This is a genomic window from Adhaeribacter terreus (assembly GCF_042657365.1).
Taxonomy (GTDB): domain Bacteria; phylum Bacteroidota; class Bacteroidia; order Cytophagales; family Hymenobacteraceae; genus Adhaeribacter_A; species Adhaeribacter_A terreus.
The window spans coordinates 281,886-303,839 of record NZ_JBHSKT010000002.1 but is presented as its reverse complement, the minus strand read 5'-3'; the positions used below and the strand labels follow the sequence as shown (position 1 = coordinate 303,839).

19 protein-coding genes are annotated in these 21,954 nt (G+C 45.6%); 7 read left to right on the top strand and 12 right to left on the bottom strand.

Going from position 1 to position 21,954, the window contains the following annotated elements:
* Positions 1-329: 329 nt before the first annotated feature.
* Positions 330-1,193: a hypothetical protein gene (locus ACFPIB_RS04225; protein WP_378016185.1), complete on the top strand. Its 864-nt coding sequence runs from the start codon at positions 330-332 to the stop codon at positions 1,191-1,193.
* 137 nt (positions 1,194-1,330) lie between these two features.
* On the opposite strand, the gene ACFPIB_RS04220 is transcribed toward ACFPIB_RS04225, so the two are convergent.
* The 5 genes from ACFPIB_RS04220 to ACFPIB_RS04200 all read right to left on the bottom strand — a co-directional run bounded on the left by ACFPIB_RS04220 (position 1,331) and on the right by ACFPIB_RS04200 (position 6,086).
* Positions 1,331-1,972, bottom strand: a complete 642-nt coding sequence (locus ACFPIB_RS04220; protein WP_378016184.1) for a carbonic anhydrase — start codon at positions 1,970-1,972, stop codon at positions 1,331-1,333.
* An 18-nt stretch (positions 1,973-1,990) separates the two neighbouring features.
* Positions 1,991-3,553: a SulP family inorganic anion transporter gene (locus tag ACFPIB_RS04215; RefSeq protein WP_378016183.1), complete on the bottom strand. Its 1,563-nt coding sequence runs from the start codon at positions 3,551-3,553 to the stop codon at positions 1,991-1,993.
* Between the two features lie 104 nt (positions 3,554-3,657).
* Positions 3,658-5,034, bottom strand: a complete 1,377-nt coding sequence (locus tag ACFPIB_RS04210) for a HAMP domain-containing sensor histidine kinase (protein WP_378016182.1) — start codon at positions 5,032-5,034, stop codon at positions 3,658-3,660.
* The gene (locus ACFPIB_RS04205; RefSeq protein WP_378016181.1) at positions 5,035-5,712 is read right to left on the bottom strand and encodes a response regulator transcription factor; all 678 of its coding nucleotides are present in this window, start codon (positions 5,710-5,712) and stop codon (positions 5,035-5,037) included.
* Positions 5,709-6,086, bottom strand: a complete 378-nt coding sequence (locus tag ACFPIB_RS04200; RefSeq protein ID WP_378016180.1) for a DUF1801 domain-containing protein — start codon at positions 6,084-6,086, stop codon at positions 5,709-5,711. Before ACFPIB_RS04200 ends, ACFPIB_RS04205 begins: the two co-directional genes overlap by 4 nt.
* A gap of 229 nt (positions 6,087-6,315) precedes the next feature.
* Between ACFPIB_RS04200 and ACFPIB_RS04195 the strand changes: the two genes are divergently transcribed.
* Entirely contained in the window at positions 6,316-7,041 is a 726-nt protein-coding gene (locus ACFPIB_RS04195) for a hypothetical protein (RefSeq protein WP_378016179.1), read from the top strand.
* A gap of 241 nt (positions 7,042-7,282) precedes the next feature.
* Positions 7,283-7,936, top strand: coding sequence for an OmpH/Skp family outer membrane protein (locus ACFPIB_RS04190; protein ID WP_378016178.1), 654 nt, complete (start codon positions 7,283-7,285; stop codon positions 7,934-7,936).
* A 129-nt stretch (positions 7,937-8,065) separates the two neighbouring features.
* Here the strand turns inward: ACFPIB_RS04190 and ACFPIB_RS04185 are convergent, their stop codons facing one another.
* The 7 genes from ACFPIB_RS04185 to ACFPIB_RS04155 form a co-directional block, all read right to left on the bottom strand.
* Entirely contained in the window at positions 8,066-8,800 is a 735-nt protein-coding gene (locus ACFPIB_RS04185) for a Mut7-C RNAse domain-containing protein (RefSeq protein WP_378016177.1), read from the bottom strand.
* 111 nt (positions 8,801-8,911) lie between these two features.
* Complete coding sequence (gene hemA / locus ACFPIB_RS04180) at positions 8,912-10,174, bottom strand: glutamyl-tRNA reductase (protein ID WP_378016176.1); 1,263 nt, start codon at positions 10,172-10,174, stop codon at positions 8,912-8,914.
* Between the two features lie 507 nt (positions 10,175-10,681).
* Positions 10,682-12,274, bottom strand: a complete 1,593-nt coding sequence (locus tag ACFPIB_RS04175; RefSeq protein WP_378016175.1) for a serine hydrolase — start codon at positions 12,272-12,274, stop codon at positions 10,682-10,684.
* Positions 12,275-12,847: 573 nt separating this feature from the next.
* Positions 12,848-13,909 carry a response regulator gene (locus ACFPIB_RS04170; RefSeq protein WP_378016174.1) on the bottom strand — a complete coding sequence of 354 codons (1,062 nt, stop codon included), beginning with the start codon at positions 13,907-13,909 and terminating at the stop codon, positions 12,848-12,850.
* A gap of 3 nt (positions 13,910-13,912) precedes the next feature.
* Positions 13,913-15,139 carry an ATP-binding protein gene (locus ACFPIB_RS04165; protein ID WP_378016173.1) on the bottom strand — a complete coding sequence of 409 codons (1,227 nt, stop codon included), beginning with the start codon at positions 15,137-15,139 and terminating at the stop codon, positions 13,913-13,915.
* 365 nt (positions 15,140-15,504) lie between these two features.
* The gene (locus tag ACFPIB_RS04160; RefSeq protein WP_378016172.1) at positions 15,505-15,957 is read right to left on the bottom strand and encodes a response regulator; all 453 of its coding nucleotides are present in this window, start codon (positions 15,955-15,957) and stop codon (positions 15,505-15,507) included.
* 2 nt (positions 15,958-15,959) lie between these two features.
* The gene (locus ACFPIB_RS04155) at positions 15,960-17,501 is read right to left on the bottom strand and encodes a PAS domain S-box protein (protein ID WP_378016171.1); all 1,542 of its coding nucleotides are present in this window, start codon (positions 17,499-17,501) and stop codon (positions 15,960-15,962) included.
* 249 nt (positions 17,502-17,750) lie between these two features.
* Between ACFPIB_RS04155 and ACFPIB_RS04150 the strand changes: the two genes are divergently transcribed.
* The 4 genes from ACFPIB_RS04150 to nosZ all read left to right on the top strand — a co-directional run bounded on the left by ACFPIB_RS04150 (position 17,751) and on the right by nosZ (position 21,753).
* Positions 17,751-18,299, top strand: coding sequence for a universal stress protein (locus tag ACFPIB_RS04150; protein ID WP_378016170.1), 549 nt, complete (start codon positions 17,751-17,753; stop codon positions 18,297-18,299).
* A 402-nt stretch (positions 18,300-18,701) separates the two neighbouring features.
* Positions 18,702-18,914, top strand: a complete 213-nt coding sequence (locus ACFPIB_RS04145) for a hypothetical protein (RefSeq protein ID WP_378016169.1) — start codon at positions 18,702-18,704, stop codon at positions 18,912-18,914.
* Positions 18,915-19,159: 245 nt separating this feature from the next.
* The gene (locus tag ACFPIB_RS04140; protein WP_378016168.1) at positions 19,160-19,684 is read left to right on the top strand and encodes a c-type cytochrome; all 525 of its coding nucleotides are present in this window, start codon (positions 19,160-19,162) and stop codon (positions 19,682-19,684) included.
* 47 nt (positions 19,685-19,731) lie between these two features.
* Positions 19,732-21,753 (top strand): Sec-dependent nitrous-oxide reductase, encoded by a 2,022-nt coding sequence (gene nosZ, locus ACFPIB_RS04135; RefSeq protein ID WP_378016167.1) that lies wholly within the window; start codon positions 19,732-19,734, stop codon positions 21,751-21,753.
* Positions 21,754-21,954: the final 201 nt, after the last annotated feature.

Genomic DNA, 21,954 nt, shown 5'->3' with positions numbered 1-21,954 from the left:
CCCGGATCTTTATCAGCGAAATATAACCTGGTTCTTCATTAGAAAATCATAAAACCCAGGTTTCAGCTATTCTTAACCAAAATCGCTACAATTTCATTCCGGAATCTGACCGTTTAATACTTTCTTTTATTGATCACTCACAAGTTTCACGTTTAAGCGTATCTGTTTAATATTTATAAATATTATTTAAGCAGTTTAATAATTTGCTGAAAATAAAAGGGTAAGGGTTAAAATCTTAAACTTAAAGTCTGGTAGAGCCGTAAAACTTCTCACTGCTTTTTTCAACATCAGGCAGCCAATTTATCATTCACTTTAAAAATCATCACAAAATGAGAAGACACGAGAATATTGGTTACGATGCGTTCAATACGTATCGTTCAGGCGATGAAAGTTCAAGAAGAAGCGATTACGGAAGTAACGAAAGTAATGCGCGCGGCGGTCGTAGCGTTTATGGCCGTTCAAGCCGCGACACAGATGCTTCAGATCATAATTTTTCTACCGAGCCAGGTTTCTATGGCAGCGGTTATTCATCCCGGAGCCAATCGCAGCAGCCTTCTAATCAGAATTCAGGCAGCTACGAAAGTAACCGTTACAGCCAGATCCGTCCGCAAAACCAGGGTGGAAGCTGGAGCCAGCAAAGTTCAAGAGAACAATACGGCAACCGCGATTCCTATAATTCCCCTTCAAATATGTACCGCGGCGAAAACCGCTCGTGGCAGGATCGTACCGAAAACTGGGCAGATCGTGCCGGTAACCGTATGGAGAACTGGGCAGACCGCGCAGAAGACCGCATAGAACGCTGGGGCGATAAAATTAACAATGCCTGGGATCGTTGGTCTGGCGACGAAGACAACAGAGTGCGTCAAAACTGGATGAACCATCCGGAACACTACCCGACTTATAGCCACGGCAATGCTAATGCGAATCGCTATTCAGAAAACTACGATAATTCTTCGTATGGCAACCGCTACGAAAACCGCGGTGAATACCGCCGCAACCGCGACGAAGACGAAGGCTTTTTCGGACACATCGGTAACCGCATCAGTAATGCCTGGGACCGTTGGGTTGGAGACGACAGCGATGAAGAAAGACGCTATCAGCAGCGCAGCCGCTATGGTAATTCCGGCAATCAGTCTTCCGGAAACCGGCCAGGACAATATGGTTCTCCCCGCCGCGATGATTATGAGTGGTAGGAACCGCTGAAAACATAATTACTTAGCATAAAAAAAAGTCCCGAAATGTTTCGGGACTTTTTTTGCTTATAAACCTACCGTTTTTTTAATCATCACCCTATTACGGCAGGATATTGCGGCAAGAATCAGGAGAGCCGTTATTTTTCTACAGCCGGGCTGGAATTGTAAATGTGACTAAAACGCTTGAAATCGCCGATATCAACTTTCAGATCGCGCAGCAAACCTTCCCGGATATCGTAAACCAGGCCGTGCAATTGCGGCGGATTATTAGTACGCATGGCATTCTGAATGATAGAAGTTTTAGCTAAGTTGTGAACCTGCTCGATCACGTTCAGTTCCACCATTCGTTTGAAGCGCTGCTCATCGTCTTTGATGTAGGTAAATTCGCTTTCGTGCAAACGGATCACGTCTTTAATATTGGTGAGCCAGTTATCGATCAAACCAAATTGTTTATCGCTCATAGCTGCAGCCACGCCGCCGCAACCATAATGCCCGCAAACAATTACATGCTTCACCTTTAATACTTCTACCGCATACTGCAACACCGAAAGCAAATTGATATCGGTATGCACAACCAGGTTAGCAATATTACGGTGCACAAACATTTCACCCGGACCGGTATTGCAGATCACGTTAGCTGAAACGCGGCTGTCGGAGCAACCAATGAACAGATAATTTGGGCTCTGACCATCGGCGAATTGTTCGAAAAAAGTCGGGTTTTCAGCAGTTTTTTCCGCAACCCACTGGCGGTTTCTTTCTAAAAGCTTATCTAATGACATATTCTATAAATTTTAATTTTAGTGAGCTGCTACTACTGCTACTTCCGGTACGTTGAGCAACTCTAGTTTAATATTTTTCTCGTAGGCCTTGGTTCTGAATTCCTGGATCGCTTCCAATACATCGTGGTCTATTATTTCCGAAGTCGTACCATCTATAATTACATGACTGTTAGCCGGTATCTGATCGAGGGTAAGTACAATGCTGGCTTTATTCAGGAACGAAACGTGCTCGCTCAGTTTAAGGCGGATAACTTCTCTTTCGGCATAGGTTTCTTTTTTAAAGAAATAAGGTGAACGGTAATTAGCCCGCAGAATATAAAACACCGCGATAACCATTCCTATACCAATGCCTTTCAGCAGATCGGAGAACAAGATCGCAATAATGGTTACAAAGAAAGGAATGAACTGTTCTTTGCCTAAACGGAACTGGCCTTTATAAAGTGCAGGCTTGGTCAGTTTAAAACCTACAACCAGCAATACTGCCGCCAGCGCCGACAAAGGTATCTGATTTAAAATATTTGCAAGAAAAAGAATACTTAGCAACAGAAAAACACTATGCACCATAGCCGAAACCCGGGTTTGGCCACCGGCATTTACATTGGCAGAGCTTCTTACAATTACCGCCGTCATGGGCAAACCACCCAGCAAACCACTCAGAATATTACCTACGCCCTGGGCTTTTAGTTCGCGGTTGGTAGGGCTTACCCGTTTGTGCGGATCCAGTTTATCTACCGCTTCTACGCTTAGCAGGGTTTCGAGGCTGGCAACTATAGCAATTGTAATGGCTACAATGTACAGGTTAATATTGGTGAACTGGCTGAAATCCGGAAACGTAAGTTCGCGCATCAGATCATTTACCGACTGAATTTGCGGCAAATTAACCAGATGCTCCGGGCTGATGCTCAAGATTGGGGTATTGGCAAAGAATGAACCTAACACAATTGCCACAATAACCGCAATTAACGCCGACGGCACCAACCGGAAAAAAGTATAACGCTTCAGTCTGGCACTATCCCAGATAATGATAATAGCCAGCGAAATAACCCCGATGATCAGAGAACCTAACTGAATATTACCAAAGGCATTAAATAGTTCGGTAAAAGTGGTTTCACCATCGGCCTGTAAGAAATTCATATCGCCGAAAAAATCTTTATCGGCACCCAGGAAATGGGGGATCTGTTTCAGAATAAGCGTTAAACCAATGGCGGCCAACATACCCCGGATCACCGAAGATGGAAAGAACAGACCAATGATACCGGCTTTGGCAAACCCCAGAATGATCTGAAAAACGCCAGCCAATACAACGGCCAGTAAAAATGCTTCGAAACTGCCTAAAGTAGTAATACCATTCAGCACAATAATGGTAAGACCCGCGGCCGGACCACTTACACTAAGCGCCGAACCACTAAGCAGAGCGACGATTAAGCCCCCTATTATACCGGTAATAATGCCGGAGAAAGCAGGAGCACCGGAGGCCAGTGCTATTCCGAGGCAAAGCGGCAATGCCACCAGGAAAACCACTAAACCAGCCGGCAGATCTTTTTTAAATGAACTTCTGTATTTTGCCAGGCGTGAACCCATAATTTAAATTTGCTAAATTGTTTAAAAGAGAACATTTCCCTCAATCACAATGCAAACTTAAAAGGGCGGAATTAAGCTGGCGTTAAAACGAAATTAAAATGAGATTAAAATGTGCGGCGGGCCGGTAAATAAACAAAAACTTCCGTTCCCTCCCCTATTTTAGAGTTAACCTGAATGGTACCCTGGTGTAGTTTAATAATCCGTTCGGCCAGCGGCAACCCGATACCATGGCCGGAAATATCGCGTACGTTCTGCGCCCGGAAAAAAGGCACAAAAACATTTACCAGGTCGTTTGGCTGAATGCCAATGCCTCGGTCTTTAACCAAAACCGTGAATCCTTTTTTTGCAATGCCAATAGAAGCAGAAACCGTTTGACCTTTCCGGGAAAATTTGCCGGCATTCTCAAATACGTTCAGAAAAGCAACCATTAACAACGATTCATTTCCGTTCAGAATCAGAGCTTCTTCATCTTCGGGATAGGCTTCAAAATTTACTTCAAATTTAATTTCCGGCTGGCGTTTCTTGGCTTCCTGTTGGGCAGAAAGTATCAATTCATCGAAGCGCAGCGGTTTTAATTTTATGGTAGAAACATCGGTACTGGCCTGGGCAATCTGCAGCAAACCGTTAGAAAGGCGGGCCAGCATCCGGGCATCGTCTAAGGTACTGGCCAGTACGCGCTGGTATTCTTCCGGTTCGCGTTTCTGCATTAATGCTACTTCCAGTTCACCAATCATGGCCGTGAGGGGGGTGCGTAATTCATGCGAAGCGCTGGAAACAAAGGTGCTTTGCATTTCGAATGAAGTTTCCAGGCGGTCGAGCATTTTATTGAAGGTATTGGCCAGTTGCGAAAGTTCATCGTGGCCTTCGGCGCCCGTAAGGCGTAAATGCAGATCCAGGGCACTGATCTTCTCTACTTCCGAAACAATTTTGGTAATGGGCTGCAATACCGATTTGGAAAAGAACCAACCCGCGACCAACACAACCAGCATAGATGCAAAAAAACCCACGATCATGATGTTTTTCAGATTGCGGAGCTTTCGTAAACTAAAACGGTCTATATCAGAAGCTACAACAATAAAATTTCCCTGATTATCGGGATAATAAATACCAACTACCTGCCGGTTATCCTGTTCTTCTTCAACCTGTTTCTCGCGTTTAACTTTTTCAATGAATTCCGGAGTAATGAGTAAATCGCCTTTTCCTTCATCGAAAAAAAGTTTGCCGTCTTCGGTATAAATGCGCACAATTTCTTCGGGCAGAGTGCGGTAAAACAAGCGCAGGTCCTGTTCGTGCCGGGCTTCCGAAACTTCATCGGCTTCGAGCATTAAATGGGCGGCAACTAACGCCCGTTCGCGGGTGCTGTCAAAAAATTCGCGCTGCCGGTAATCGGAAGTAAAATAATAGACCGTGAGCGAAAAAAGGATCAGCAAAAGGGCAAAAATACCGGCAAAGCGAAGGGTTAATTTATTGCGGATGCTCATTTATTCGTTCTCTTTCATTACATAACCCATGCCCACCAACGTATGAATAAGTTTGGGCGAATAATCTTTATCGATCTTTTTTCGCAGGAAATTGATGTACACATCTATTACATTGCTGCCGGTATCGAAAGAAGTTTCCCAGACCTGCTCAATAATATCTACTCTTGAAACCACACGTTCGCGGTTGCGCATTAAGTAATGCAAAAGTGCAAATTCGCGGGCAGTCAGGTTTATGGGTTGGCCGGCCCGGGTAACGGTTTTCTTGGCAAGGTCCATTTCCAGATCCGCCATTTTCAGCACTTCGCCGGTTGGGGCATCGGTTGCGCGGCGGGTTAACGCTCTGATCCTAGCCAGAAGCTCTTTAAATTCGAACGGTTTTACTAAATAATCGTCGGCGCCGGAATCGAGGCCCAGAATTTTATCGTCGGTGGCGCCAAGCGCGGTGAGCATCATAATAGAAACGCTGGTATTGTGTTTCCGGATCTCGCGGCAAACTTCCAGCCCGCTGGCGTGCGGCAGAATTACGTCCAGAATGATCAGGTCGTACTCGTTTTGCAAAGCCAGCTTTTTCCCGAATAAACCATCGAACGCCTGGTCAACTTCATACGCTTGTTCTTCCAGCCCTTTTTTAATAAAGGCGGCCACTTTGGGCTCATCTTCTACCAGCAGGATCTTCATGAAACAGTTTTCTGAGCTTTCTTAACGGGTTTCGCCTTGCCTTGTTCAAGCGATTGCAGAATCAGGTTTTGAAAAGCTTCGGTTTTAATATCGGCTAAAGAATAAACTTTAATATGGCGCATTTTGGCACCGGTTCCTTCCAGCAGGTTTTCTGCATCGTGCAGCAAATTGGCTTCGTGGAAACCGAAATTCACGTATTTATCTTTCTGGGCCGCGAGGTAGCAAATGTTCTTTTTCAAGCCATAATTCGGCATGCCCCACTTCAGACTTTCCTGAAATTCCGGAGCCGTTATTAAAATCAGCTGGCGCAATTCGTGTAGGATCGGCTGCAAATTTTCGGGCTGGGCGTCAATATATTCTTCTATAGTGGTCATGCGATCGGACTTTAATTTGGTTTGTAAAAATACACAAAGCTGCGGCTTTCCGAAACGCATTTAGTTTTTGTGCCGAAAAGCATACCGTTTGGGTTTCCGGCAGCGTTCTTTAAACAGCCGTATTGTTAACCCGATTGAATCTTTTTAAAGGGCATTTCCCGTAAAAAACCCCGAAACTACTTGCAAACGGTAGGGTTTTAATACTTAAAACTGTTGAACTTCCTTTATTATGAAAAATTTACCCGAAAACTGGCTTACTAACGGCCTGATCGATTTTGAGTACAAAAAATATTTATTGCTCGATTACCTGACCAACGTAAAAAGGGAATTTGATGGCCAGCGGCTTTACCCGGCTTTCTCCGATCTTATTTTGCATTACCACAACCTGCAACAGGTGCGCGAACATAAAAAACTGGTTTACGAACAATTTCCGCAACGCATAACCCGCGCCGATTTTGAAAAACTGGAGCTGATGTACGAGAAAATTGTGCAGGACGACGAAACCATGCAACAGATAGAAGAGATTATGGAATTTGCCGCGCCTCGGTTCACCAATGCCCTTTCGGAAGGAAAAGAGATCTATGAATTTATAGAGAACAACCTGGAAATTTCGCCGGTTGGCATTACGCCTATTTACCACGATGCCGGCTATCTTTTCCTGGAAACTTTTCCGCAGAAAGAAACGCGGCTTTACCGTTACCAGCTTTCCGTTTTTCAGAATTCCTTTGAAAAATACCGCGGCCTGCATTTAGATTTTCTGGAAAGCAAACACCGCCGCCTGACCGATACATATGAAAACCTGAAACTGGAACTGGTTAAAAAAGATAAACTGCTGCCTAACCCGGCTACTTTTGCGGTTATTGCCAAAGTGCCCTGCCCGTTCGAACAATCGCTGCTACCGGTGGCTAAACGCATTTTACTGAAATATGTAAGTAACCTGAACGCGCAGAACTAAGGATCAGGATTTTCAGGATTTAAGGATTTTCAGGACATTAGAAATTCATTTTTCTGTGGCGAAACGGTATGCTTTTTACCTTAAAAACTGCTTGGTTCTGAGATCTGTTTCTTTCGTGCGCAAAAACGGTAGGGTTTGGAGTTGAAAAAGTAATTGTGCCGGAAACCCAAAAAAACCAATAGGATTTCGCGTTGAAATATAGCTTCTTTGTAACTGGAAAAATCAAAAACCCTTCCGCATTATGAAGAAGCTTATTTTATTAGCCGCGTTTCCTTTCGCCGTTGGCCTTTTTTCGGCATGCGACAACAAACCAAAAACAGTAGAGAAAACGCCGGCCAAAACTGAAGAACCGGAAAAACCGACTGTAATTACCGCCGATACTACTGCGCTTATTGAAACCGATACCACCGTAACCACCACCGAAACTGCTCCTGCTCCGGAAGCTACTTCGGGTCAGAAATTCGGTTATATAAACAGCGCCGACCTGATCGAAATTATGCCGGAAACCAAACGCGCGGAAGCCAGCCTGAAAGCCTACGTAAAAACGCTGGAAAAAGACCTAGGTGGGATGCAATCTGATTATCAGAAAAAAGTTACCGAATTCCAGGCCCAGGAAAGAAGCATGGCCGATGTGGTGAAACAAACCAAGATTCAGGCAATTCAGGAGCTGGAACTGAAAATGCAGGAATCACAAATGGCCGGTCAGCAGAAAGTGGCCGAAAAACGCGCTTCGCTCTTCAAACCAATTCTGGATAAAGCCGAAAAAGCAGTTAAAGCTGTGGGCAAAGAAAACGGTTACGACTACATTTTCGACACCAATTCCGGCGCCTTTATTTATTCTAAAGAAAGCCATGACGTTACGCCACTAGTTAAAAAGAAATTAGGTTTAAAGTAATTTCAAAACCTAAAGAAAAAGCCTGAGAAGAACATTCGCAGGCTTTTTTATTTATCAGCATCTGACTTTTTAGTGCCAAAACCATAGCGTTTTCATTCCCGATCAAAGCTCTATTCAAGATTCTGATGTTCACTGAAAATTATCGATAAACTGCTGCATCCGCTCATAATGTGAACCTTTCCAGTAAACTTTCCGGCAGCTTTCACACTGGTAAAATTCGCTAAAGTACTTTCGGGTATTGGGCGGCAGCACTCCCAGAACATCTTCTTTCCGAACTTCGTGGATCAGGCCGTTACATTCCAGGCAACGCGTAAACGGCGCAAACTTATTTTGTAGCTTAAAATACTGAATTACTTCCGCTAATTGCTCTTCCAGAAATTGCGACCGCAGCCAGTAACCCCAATTTATCGCTTTCATTTTCAGCAGATTCACGTCGCGGGTAAGTACAATGCGGTTTTCGTTTTGCGCCAGTTCGGCAATGGTTTTATCATCCAGATCGTTCCGGTAAACCGTATCGAAACCTAGCATGCGCAGCGCTTTGGCCAATTTTCCCAAATGCACATCCAGCACAAATCTTATCGTTTCCGGAAGCTTGGGTTGCAGCAATTTGGCTTCCGGAATCTGATTTTTGGTAGCCGGAAAAACTTCCACAAAATCGTTTGGTTTTAGAAGATATTGAAAGGAAACTGGCTCGCCATCCACCAGTATCTGCGCAATTTCCGGATGAGGCACGCCCTGCGCTTCTATGGCATCTTTCACGCTTGGTTTTCCTTCGAATTTATATTCCAAACGCTGCTGTTTCTGGAATTTCCGTAGAAAATCGTTCAGGGAATCGTGAAAAAGAAACGTAGCTGTGAAAGTCATAAAATCAGATAAAAAAACGGTATGGTTTTCGGCTTAAAAACTCCTAAAAACAAAAAAGCTTCAGCCGAAACGCCTGAAGCTTTTTACCAAACTATTACTTTTTAAGTTAGGTTATGCTGTTTCTTTTTCCAGATTGAATAACGCGCTAAGACTTTCCAGCAGCGTTTCCGATTCACCGCGCAGACAAGCGGCTTTCAGTTCCAACACCGGTGCTTTTAAGATTTTCTGCAGCATGTTTTTCGTTACGATTTCTACCAGTTCCTTTTCCTGCTCGTTCATTTTTTTCATGAAACGCGCCAGTTCCTGGTTCCGGATGTCTTCCAGTTTCTGCTTGAACTGCTGAATGGCCGGTGAAATAGCCATTTCCTGGGTCCAGGCCTGAAATTCGGCAATGGCTTCGAACACCAGGTTTTTCACTTCCGGAATGGCGGCCATGCGGCGTTCCAGCGCTTCGGTAGCTTTGTTGCGGATGCCATCGATGTTGTAAACAAATACCCCGGGCATGGTTTCCAGCGCCGGATCGATGCTGCGCGGCATGCTCAGATCGATGAAAAATTTGTAAACCGGCTGGCCCATTTTCTCGATCTCGGCTTTGCTTACAAATAGCGCATCGCCGGGTACCGAAGAAATTACCACGTCAGCTTTTTCAATTTCCTGCCACAGGTTTTGGTAAGGAACGGCAGTAGCCAGACATTCTTCGGCCAGCGCTTCGGCTTTATAAGCAGTACGGTTCGTAATAAAAATATTGTTAAGTTTCGATTTCTTGAAATGCCGGCAAACATCCGCTCCGATCTCTCCTACCCCGATCATGAGAATGCGTGGATTTTCGAGTTGGCGCGTAAGTTCTTCCACCAGTTCCATGGCCGCATACGAAACCGAAGCCGCCCCATCGTGGAAAGCCGTTTCGTTTACCACGCGTTTGTTCGTCGCAAAAATGGTATGCAAAAGTCGGTGCAAAACCGGACCAGCCATGTTTTCTTCGCAAGTCCAGCGGTAAGCATTTTTCACTTGGTTCAGGATCTGTACATCGCCGGTAACCTGGCTTTCCAAACCCAGCGCAACGTGAAATAAATGCTTGTAAGCCTCTTCGGAATTATTTAAAACCCGGAAAAATGGCTGAATATTTTTAGTAGCAATAAAGCCTTTTTCAATGGCTATCAGCTTGATAATTTCGAGGGAAAGATCCTTCTCGGCGGCATAATAAACCTCGGTGCGGTTGCAGGTAGAAAGCACCATAGCATCCTGCAAACCGGTAAATTCCTTTATTTTCTGCAGCAAATTCCGGCACCCGCCCTCATTCAAAGCCACGGCTTCGCGAATGGCGATTGGTGCGTTTTTATACGATAAGGTAATTGCTTTAAACTGGTCTTTCATAGTGCTTTAAAATACACTACAAATTTCCGAAGAATACCGCCGCAAAAAGATGACAAAAGTCAGTTTCCGGTCAGATTGTTATCACTGTGGTGGTGAAAACGATAGGGTTTTGAAGCAAAAAAGCAAAAACGCAAAACTTTGTTTCTCAGCATGTTTCATTCCGCAAGTTTAGCACAGCGCAACTTATGGATTCTCTTTTGGTCAGTTTGTAACTGACCTTGCCTGCAAGGCAAAAAATTAAGCCAGCTATGAAAACGCTATGCTTTTAATGCAAAAAAGTCGCAATTGAAAACCATTATGCTTTACAAAGTTTTATCCTGAAACGATAGGTTTTGCAGCAAAAAAAGTCGCAATGCTTCCGCCAATTATAAACTGGCTATTCAATGCAGTCATAAGTTACGGCTGCGCCTAAACTTGCGACATGGCTAAAAAAAAAGAGACGCAAAGTATTGCGTCTCTACAAGAAATTCAAATAAATGACTTTCGAGGCCCAAACCCCTAGCGTTTTTAAGATGCTTTCTTAGCCGGCTCAATCCGGTGCAGGTCCAGATCCTGAAAATCGAAACTGAAATCGGTAAGCGGGGAAATCGGTTTCATTTTCATGCTTGTCGCTTTGCCATCCTGATCCAGGCTGAACATTACGAAGGCATCGGCATCCTGGCTGCGGTCGCGCCATTTTACGATGTAGGTGTTAGCTTTGTAAGGCAGCATTTCTCCAATCAACTTCGGCGAACGGGCCGATCTGAACCAGGTTTTGCCATCCTTTTCGAATATCTCCACTTCGCCAAACCAGTTGTCTTTAAAAGTTCCTAAAATGGCCGCCGTTTCCAAGGTTCCCAATTTTTTCGCCAGCGCTTCTTTCACATCGTTCTCCACTTTGGCTACAATTTTAGCCGCATGTGCTTCGCCAGCCAGACGACGGTCGTTGTATTCTTTAACCCGGTCGGTGTTTTTAATGCCCAAGTAGCTGTCTTTGATCTGGTTCGTAATGGCCGTAAACGCCGAGCCCGACTGTTGGTTGGTAAGCACAATAATGGCCAGTTCTTTTTCTGGCAGCAGCGTTACCTGCGTAACTATGCCCGGCATACCACCTGTGTGCGAAACTTCTTTGGTTCCCTTCACATCGGTTACAAACCAGCCCAAACCATACGCTCGGAAATGACTGTTGTACGGGTTATAAGAACTCAGCGGCAGCAAGGTCTGCGGGCTCCACATTTCGTTTTGTGAAGCTTCAGAAAACAAGCAGTTCTTGCCGCCTTCGCCATAATTGCCTTCATTTAGCTGCATCAAAACCCACTTATTCATATCGGTAAGGTTTGAATACAAGCCCCAGGCCGCCGGCCCGATCTGGCTGTTGAAACGATCTACCACCTGCACTTTTCCGTTTACCGGCGCGTGCGGATCGATCACGTTGCTTTTGTCTTTCAGGCGTTTATGCGTGGCCGCGCTGGCGTTCATTTGCAGCGGTTTCATGATGCGTTCTTCCACGAAAACCTCCCACGGCTGACCACTCACTTTGGCCACAACTTCGCCGGCTACCATGTAAAGCAGGTTGTCGTAATCGTATTTAGTGCGGAACGCGGAAACCGGCTTTAAGTAGCGCAGGTTGTGAATAATTTCGGGCATGGTAAAGGAATTCGAATCCGGAAATGCCATCAGATCGCCGGCACCCAGGCCCAGACCGCTGCGGTGCGTAACCAGATCGCGCACAGTAAATTCTTCAGTCACATACGGATTATACATCCGGAATTCAGGAATATAATCAGTTACTTTATCGTCCCATTTCATTTTCTTTTCGTCCACCAGCATGGCAATGGAAGCCGTGAGAAACGCTTTGGAATTCGAGGCAATTGCAAACAACGTATTTTCATCGACGGGCTGCTTCGAGTTCAATGACCGCACGCCGTGCCCTTTGGCATAAACCACTTTACCATCTTTCACCACCGAAACTGCAATGCCCGGCACATCAAACGTTTTCATGGTATTTTCTACCAATTGGTCAATCTTTTTGGCCGACATCTGCGCCTGCACTTTCAGCGAGCTGCTACTAGCCACGAACAGAAAAGCAACCGCCAACTGCTTTATTTTCAACTTATTCATATAAAAGTATTTACTAAAATTTTCCCGAAGTTAAGGATTGGTTTCAGGAATAGCTACTCGGAATCGGGGATTTTATTGTGTTTGATGGGGTGAAATCTAAAAATTCTGTCATCCTGAACGCGAGTGAAAGACCTAGTTGGCTTGCAGCAGAAAAGTTAACTACGAAGTAAAGAAAAAATCCCCCCCTGCTCTTAGGGGAGGATTTAGGTGGGGTGGAACGCTAGAGGTATAAGCCGAAAACTCTACAGGTTCGGTATGCGATAGTTCCCTCAACTTCGTTCGGGATGACGCAAAAAAACAAACTGCTCTTTTGGATTTGCAATCCGCCTTACACTGCCGCTAAAAATGAAATACTTAAATCGAAAAACAATAGGCTTTTTCTGCGAAAAAGTCGTATTGCAAATCCGAAAACTCAGAACTTCCGGATTACAAATCCGGAAGAGCGTTTAAGAATATTAAAAAAACCGTAGCGCAGGGTTTAAACCTTGTGCTACGGCGCTTCCATTTCAAAACTAAGTTCCACTGATTTTTCCAGCTAAAAACGCTATCGTTTCAGCCTGAAAAACTCACAACTTAATTCCGCATTTTCTGCAGTTTCTCCAAGTTTAGTATCGTAATTTTCCCGCCTTTCAGATCAATGAGTTTTTCATCTTTAAAATCAGAAAGCGTGCGAATTACTGCTTCTTTGGAAGCCCCTACAATGCTGGCTAAATTCTCGCGCGAAATGGTGATCTCGGTGGCTTTTCCGTGCTGTTCCTGAAATTGTTTTACCACTAAAAGCAGGGCTTCAGATACGCGTTTGCGCACGGAATTATAAGCCAGTTTCAGCAAGCGTTCTTCCCGGTCGGCGAGGTTTCCGCTTAATATTTTAATGAATTTATTGGCTACGTCGCGGTTGTTGTGCAGCAGGGCGTTGAAGTCGTCTTTTTGAATAATGATCACTTCGGAATCTTCCAGCGCCATGGCAGATTCGCGGTAGGTTTTGTCTTCCAGCAAATCTAAATAACCAATAAAATCGCCGTCTTTGTAGAGGTCCGTTATCAGTTCGCGGCCGTCTTCGTTGGTTTTAAAAGTTTTGATCTTGCCTTTGTTTAGAAAATAAACCGCATTCGGGTAATTTCCTTCCGAAAAAAGAAGTTGTTTCTTTTTGAAAACGGTCAGTTTGCGGTCGGTGGTGAGATGTTTGTTTAGTTCTTCCAGTCCGCGCGCTTCTTCAATGAACGTGTTCAGACCTTCGGCATTTTTCTGGAATTCGGCTTTCAGAATCTCGTTCTTTTTTAAACGCATTTCCACCGCATCCAGCAATTCCAGATCGTCGAAAGGCTTTACCAGATAATCGTCCGCGCCCAGGTTCATGCCTTTCCGGAAATCGTCTTTCTCGGATTTGGCGGTGAGGAAAATGAACGGAATGCTGGATGTTTGCGGATCTTTGCTGAGCATGTGCAGAACGCCGTAACCATCCAGTTGCGGCATCATAATGTCGCAGATGATCAGGTCGGGGTGCTCTTTTTTGGCTTTCTCTACGCCCACTTTTCCGTTCTCAGCTTCGGCAACTTCGTAATTGGCCAGCGTCAGGATTTCGGCAATATTTTCGCGGATTTCCTGGCTGTCTTCTATCAGGAGGATCTTTTTCATAGGTTAGGTTTGTGCGGGAAAATTTACAATAAAGGTGGTTCCGTGGTCAAGTTCGCTTTCGTAGCCCAAGGTTCCGCCCATAATATCGACATATTTTTTTACAATGTTCAGCCCGAGGCCGGTGCCCTGAATATTGGTTACGTTCTGCGCCCGGAAAAACGGATCGAACAAATGCACTTTATCGGCTTCCGGAATGCCAATGCCTTCGTCTTTTACCGTAATGGTGAGCGCGCCGTTTTTGGTTTCGGTGGTGAAATAAATAAGCTTGCCCTCGGCTGAATATTTACTGGCGTTGGAAAGCAGATTCAATAGAATATTTTTCAGCAATTGCTTGTCCAGATTCACGGTTTTCTGCGCCCCGAAATGCTGATACTGGATTTGCTGCCCGTCTTTCACGAAACCCTGCAATTCCTCAGTAATTTCGAGGCAAAAAACTTCCAGGTTAAAGCTGCACGGCACATTGTAGATCTTGCCTTCCTCAATGCGACTGATGCTCAGAAAATCGTTCAGAATGCTGGTTAAATTGCTCACCGCCGATTTGATCCTGTCTACGTGTTTCTGGCGCTTGTCGTCGTCTTCAGTATTCTTGTATTTGCCTATCAAACTGGCCGAAGAAAGTACCGTTGCCAGGGGCGTGCGAAATTCATGCGAAGCGATGGTTACAAAGCGGCTTTTCAGTTCGTTCAGTTCCTTTTCTTTCTGCAACGCTTTCCGGATTTCGAGCTGCGCTTCCTGCAAACTGCGGTTCGTTTTTTCGAGCTTTTTAATGGCTTCGGCCAGCTGGTTTGTGCGTTTTTCTACGCGTTCTTCCAGCTCGGTATTCAGCGTCTGAATTTCCTGCAATGTTTTGCCGTGCTCAATGCTGTACCGGATAGACCGCTCCAATTCATTCGGGCTGATCGCACCTTTTACCAAATAATCTGAAGCTCCCAAACGCATCGCTTTTTCATCCGTTTCACGGTCGCTTTGCCCGGTAAGTAAAATGAGCGGCGCGGTGCAACCCATTTCCAATGCTTTGGTGATCAGCTCCAGCCCATCGTGCGCGCCGAGGCGGTAATCTACCAGGTAAATGTCGTGTTTTTTCTGCGCGATCAGTTCCAGCGCTTCGGTAAAAGAAGGTGTCCAGTCCAGGCGGTAATTGCGCGCCGGAATATCGTCGATGATCTCGCGGGTAATGATGAAATCATCTTCGTCGTCGTCGATCAGCAGGATCTTTATTTTATCGGACATTCGCGTTTTATTTTCTGGAAATTCGTCAGCTAAAGCAGACGGGAATAGTTTTTTTGTTTTGGTGTCGAGTTTCTGAGACTGAAGGTTTAGCGTTTTTACCCCACCTAAATCCTCCCCTAAAAACAGGGGAGGACTTTTGATCGGCTATTGTATCAACCACCCCTGCCCCTCCTTTGTTAGGAGGGGAGCTGCTGCATTGCTTTATTTAATTTGAGTGCGAATAGAAAACGATATGCTTTCAGGTTCAATAAGTCAAAAAGAAGCAGAGACCAAAAACTCCCCTCCTTTTCAAGGAGGGGTTCGGGGGCGGTTGACTTTTTCCGCCCAAACCGCTAGCGTTTTCTCCAAATTAGCACATCAGCACATTAATCAATCTTCGGAAGCTCTACAATTTCGAACCAGTACTTGCTCAGCGTTTTCATTACATCTACCAGCGCGGTAAACGTAACTGGTTTGGTAATGAACGAACTTACGCCCATATCATACGTCCGCAAAATGTCTTCTTCGGCTTTGGAAGTTGTGAGAACTACTACCGGAATTAAGCGCAGATGCGGGTCGTTTTTTATTTCTTTTAACGCTTCTCGGCCGTCTTTTTTAGGCATGTTCAGGTCCAGGAGAATGAGGCCGGGTGTGGGAAATTTGTCTTTATCCGAAAAGCGGCCGCGGTTGTGCAGGTAGTCGATCAGTTCTTCGCCGTTCTCTACAAAGTGGATGTCGTTTTTCAGGCGGCCTTCGTCCAGGGCGTCTTTCACGAGCATGCGGTCTTCGGCGTCGTCGTCGGCAATCAGGATCACGATTGATTTTTGTTTCGGGCTCATAATTATAATGCGGGGTCTTGTTCTTGTTTGGGTTGTTTCAGGGCTAACGTAATGATGAATCGGGTGCCTACGCCGGGCTGACTGTTGGCGGTAATATCGCCGCCGTGGCGGATGGCAATTTTCCGGCAAATAGCCAGGCCAATGCCGCTGCCTTCGTACTTCTGCCCTTCCAGGCGCTGGAAAATATTGAAGATCCGGTCCAGGTATTTTTCGTCGAACCCGATGCCGTTGTCTTCAATGTAAATTTCGGTTACTTCGTCGCCTGGCGTAGCAGTTAAGTGCGCTTTTTTCTGATGGTGCTTCGCGTAAATATTTATTACCGGATTCTCGTTTTCCTTCCGGAATTTAATGGCGTTGCTGATCAAATTCTGAAAAAGCTGGCGCATCTGCGTCGGTTCGGCCTCGATGGTCGGCAACGGCGACCGGATAATTTCGGCGTGCGTTTGCTCAATGGTAATTTCCAGATCCGATAAAACTTCACTTAAAACCTGATTCAGATTAGTAGGTACAAATGGTTTGCTTTGCGTAGTTAACCGTGAAAACGAAAGCAAATCGTTAATTAAATTCTGCATCCGGCTGGCCGCGTTCAGCATCCGGTCTACGTAATCTTTGCCCTGTTCGCTCAGGTTCTCCTTTTCCTTAGATTGCAAACGATCACCAAAAGCCTGAATTTTCCGCAACGGTTCCTGAAGATCATGCGACGAAACGTAAGCAAAATCCTGAAGCTCCAGGTTGCTGCGTTCCAGTTCGGCGGCGTAGCGGCGGAGGCGTTCTTCGTTTAATTTCTGCTGCGTAATGTCGTGCACAAAACCGGTGTAAATGCGTTTGCCCTGCGTTTTTACTTCGCTCACACTGAGGAAGAACGGAAAAATGGTGCCATCTTTTTTCAAACCGGTAACTTCCCGCCCAATGCCAATAATGCGTTCGCGGCCAGTGGTTTCGTAGTTGTGAATATAACCGTCGTGGCGACTTTTATCGGGCTCCGGCATGAGCATGTTGATGCTTTTCCCCAGCAATTCGTCAATTTCATACCCGAAAAGTTTAGCCGCCGAAGGATTTACCATTTCCATGATGCCGTACGAATCGATGGTGATAATGCCATCTACGGCCGCCTGAATAATGGAATTGATCTTGTTCTCGCTTTCGCGGAGGGCATCTTCGGCGCGTTTCAAAGTAGAAATATCGTGCACAATGCCGGTAAAGATCTGCTTGTCTTTCAGCTTTACTTCCGAAATGCTCAGCAAAAACGGAAACTTCGTACCATCTTTTTTCAAACCGATCACCTCGCGGCCAATGCCGATAATTTTGCCAACGTGCGTGCGGTGGTAATTTTCAATGTATTGGTCGTGCTGGCTGTGGTCGGGCTCGGGCATGAGCATTTTCACGTTATTCCCGATCATTTCTTCGGGCTGGTAGCCGAAAATGCGCGCGGCCGCCGGGTTTACGGTTTCAATTATTCCCTTGGCATCTATGGTAATAATGCCGTCTATGGCCGTTTCAATAATGGCTTTGAGGCGCTGCTGGTTCTCTAAATTTTGTTCCAAATCTACTTTTTAAGCTGAAAAAGATACCGTTTTAGTAATCTGCAAAGATACTGCCTGCCCCGTTTAGATTCATGACAAATATCATTCGGGCGGTTGCCGTTCATCATTCTGTTGGCCGGCTGGCTTCCGTAATTTTGTATTTCCCGGAATTATAGGCGGGCAAAGCTAAAACGTGTTGGTTTAAATGTACAAAATTTAAGCAGAAAGTGTTGCCTTGCTTTTTCCATAACCCATAAGATTGCACCTAATATGAAAAATATTCTGGTTTCTACGGATTTCTCGCAGCCTGCTTACACGGCGGCTGTTTTTGCGGCGGAACTGGCCCGGCAAACCAAGGCCCGCCTGGTACTGTTCCATGCTTATCACCCGGGCATTTTGCTGGAAGAAGAAACGATCTGGGCCGACCCGGACCTATTAGAACGCGAAGTGCAGGAAAAAATGGACCAGCTGGCGCGCGAACTCCACCTGAAATTTGGTCTTTCGGTAACGCGGGTTTTAAAACCGGGTTTTGCCGTAGATGAAATGCTGGCGTTAGCCAAAAAAGTAAAAGCCGATCTGCTGGTTATTGGTACCGAAGGCGCGGGCAAAAGAATAAAATCCGGACCAGGAAAGATCTGCGCCGAAGTGCTGAAAAAAGCCGGAATGCCGGTAATTTGTCTGCCGCCGGAAACTACTTTTGCGCAGTTCCAGACCTGGCTTCCGGATACTGAAAAAGTAAAAACGTTGGGCAACGAAGCCGGAATTTCGATTTTTAAAAGCACCAATTCTTTAACCGAAGATCTGGCCCGCACGGCGTAAAACCCTTCCTTCCCTATTTTCAAACTTAATGTCTCGGAAATTTTCTGCGATCTACAATTTCCTCCGGGAAAACTTTCATTAAAAACATAGCAATATTTCCATTCAGGAATATTCCAAATCGGCAATATTCGGGCACAAAAAAACGCTATGCTTTTTGCCCTGAAAAATCAGATTGCTATATAGTTCAGATCGCTGCAAAAAAATAAGCGAAACGCATTAACAAGTACCTTTTCGGGGTAAAACCCTATCGTTTTTCAATTGGCTTTTTATCTTCTATGTTGCGAAGTACACTTCTATAACAAGTACAATTTCAACAACTTGCTTTACGGCAATTTCCAATAACCCGGAAAACAATACAGTACGGAAGGCGTAATAAAAGCGCAAAATCTAAACCCGAAAACTATGAACAGAATGCTTCTTCTGGCTTTAGGCCTTTTCATTTTCGGTTGCGATAATGCGAACCACAGTACAAATAGTACCGGAACAGAAAATACTCCCTCAGAGTCTGTTCAGGAAGGTGCCGGTTCTGAAATTTCTCCTCAACTCGAAGGCATTCAGGATTCTGCAGTTCGCCTGCAAGTTGACACCATTTCTACTGCTCCGGAAACCGAGTAAACCCTATATTTTTCTTTCTTTCAATTGTTAAAAACCTGCTTCAAAAAAGCAGGCGCGTTCTCGCATCATTCCTCAGTCTGCATATCTTTACTATATTATAAAAAACTGATAAAGGTCATAAATTAAAGAGATGAACATCTTTTAATATGCGCCCATCAGCGAGTTCCTTTGTATTGTAAATGAATTGTTTCTGGAGGCCCAAAACCACTAAAACGTCCTAACACACTTAACCCATCATGACCAAAATGAAACCTACATCCGCACAACTCAAACTTTCCGCAATTTGCCCAGCCTGGTTCAGAACCACGTTGCTAGGTGCCAGCTGCTTTTTTATGGTAAGCTGCGGCGGCGATACCAAACAGGAAACCGCTCAAACGGAAGAACAAGTAGAACTAGCCGACGATCCGAACGCTCCGGTAGAAGTTGAAGATAACGGCATGGGCATTGGCCCGGTTAAAACCGTTGATGTTTCCAAATTCGATGCTGCTTTGGCCGATAAAGGCAAGACCATTTTTGAAGGAAAATGCTCTGCCTGCCACCAGTTATCCGATCAGAAAATTGTCGGCCCTGGCCTTAAAGGGGTAACCGAACGCCGCAAACCGGAATGGATTATGAACATGATCATCAACCCAACAGAAATGACCCAGAAAGACCCGCAAGCCAAAGCGTTGCTTGCCGAACACTTGACCCAGATGACGAACCAAGATATTCAGGAGCCGGATGCCCGCGCTTTGCTTGAATTCCTGCGTCAGAACGACGGGGCGAAATAAACATGCGCATATTTAACTTTCATTAATAACTATAATTAGTTAAAACCATGGACCCAAGATCCACTTTCAAAAAATTGCTGCCGGCCGCTGCTTTTATGCTGGCGCTGGCAGCAGTACCTGGCCTGCAGAGTTGCAGCAAAACCGATAATAAAGCTACCGGTGGTGCAACAGGTTCGGCCTTAGCTTCGGATGCTGCCTCGGCTGTTTATGTAGCCCCGGGTAAACACGATGAATATTATTCTTTCCTTTCCGGCGGTTTCAGCGGGCAGGTTGCGGTTTACGGAATTCCGTCAGGCCGCTTACTGAAAGTGATCCCGGTTTTCTCGCAGAACCCGGAAAACGGCTACGGCTACAACGAGAACACAAAGGCCATGCTCAACACATCGTTCGGTTTTGTGCCTTGGGACGATCTTCACCACCCGAAACTGAGCCGCGAAGACGGCATGACCGACGGCCGCTGGCTTTTCGTGAATGGTAACAATACGCCGCGCATTGCCCGTGTAGACCTTAAAACTTTTGAGACAGCTGAAATTATTGAAATTCCGAACTCCGCCGGTAACCACTGCTCGCCATATCCAACCAACAACAACGAATACGTAGTGGCGGGTACGCGTTTCTCGGTACCGGTTACGCCGGAAGGTAAATTGCAGGACGTTTCTCTGAAAGAATACAAAGACAAATTCCGCGGCACTATTTCCTTCCTGAAAGTGGACAAAGAACACGGCGATATGGACCTGGATTTCCAGATCATGGTGCCTGGTTTTGACTACGATTTAGCCAACGGCGGAAAAGGCCCTTCTAACGACTGGATCTTCTTTACTTCCTACAACACCGAGAAAGCCGGAACTTTAAAAGAAGTTGGCGCTTCTCAGAACGACAAAGATTACCTGCTGTGCGTGAATTGGAAACTGGCGGCAAAATATGCTTCCGAAGGCAAGGCCAAAGAAATTCCGGCCAATTACGCGCACAACAAAATGAACCACGAAACGCATACCGCTACTTCTACCATGAAGAAAAAGGTGCGGATTCTGCTTCCAGAAGATTGCCCGAATATGCTGTACCTGATCCCGGTGCCTAAATCGCCGCACGGTATAGACGTAGACCCAACCGGCCAGTACATGTGCGTGAGTGGCAAACTTGCTTCGGTGGTTCCGGTTCACTCTTTCGAGAAAATGCAGAATGCCATCAAAAACAAAGACTACATCGGCGATATTAACGGTATTCCGGTGCTGAAATACGAATCTGTGTTGCAGGCCGAAGTGAAAGATGTGGGCTTAGGTCCGCTGCACACCGAGTTCGACGACAAAGGCAATGCGTATTCCTCTATGTTCGTGTCTTCGGAAGTGGTAAAATGGAGCCTGAAAGACTTTAAAGTGAAAGACAGAATTCCGGTTTATTACTCTATTGGTCACTTGCTGGTAATGGGTGGCGACACCAGAAAACCAGACGGCAAATACCTGCTGGCCATGAACAAGATCACCAAAGACCGTTACCTGCCAACCGGTCCTGAGTTAGCTCAAGCTGGTCAGTTGATCGACATCAGCGGTGAGAAAATGAAGATGCTTTTAGACTTCCCGCTTATTGGCGAACCACACTACGCCCAAGGCATTGCTGCCGACAAAATTGCGCCGAAAAGTGCAAAAATGTACAAGCTGGACGACAACAAACACCCGTACGCCACCAAGAAAGAAGCCGATACCAAAGTGGTTAAAAACGGCAACCGCGTAGACGTGTACATGACCGCAATCCGAAGCCACTTAACTCCGGATAATATTGAAGGCATTGAAGTGGGCAACGAAGTTTACTTCCACGTAACCAACCTGGAACAAGACTGGGATGTACCGCACGGATTTGCGGTAATGGGTGCTCAAAATGCCGAGTTGTTAATTATGCCAGGCGCTACAAATACCTTTAAATGGGTGCCTACCAAAACCGGTGTGTTCCCGTTCTATTGCACAGACTTCTGCTCTGCCTTGCACCAGGAAATGCAGGGTTACGCCAGGGTTTCTGCTAAAGGTTCTAACGTTCCGATAGCCTTCTCTACCGGCGAGAAAAAGAAAGCGATGTAATTCATGAATGACCTTCGGAGCGGCCTAAAAAACCGCTCCGATCTTTTAAAAACATTTCAATTGCTGATAAAAAGTCCCCCTTTGGAGGGGGTTAGGGGAGGATTTTTACGTTAGTTGATTTTTATCAGAAATGCTTATCCTCCCCCTCCCCCCCTCCAAAGGGGACAAAAAGGCCTGAAAACTTCAGGCTGAAAACAAACT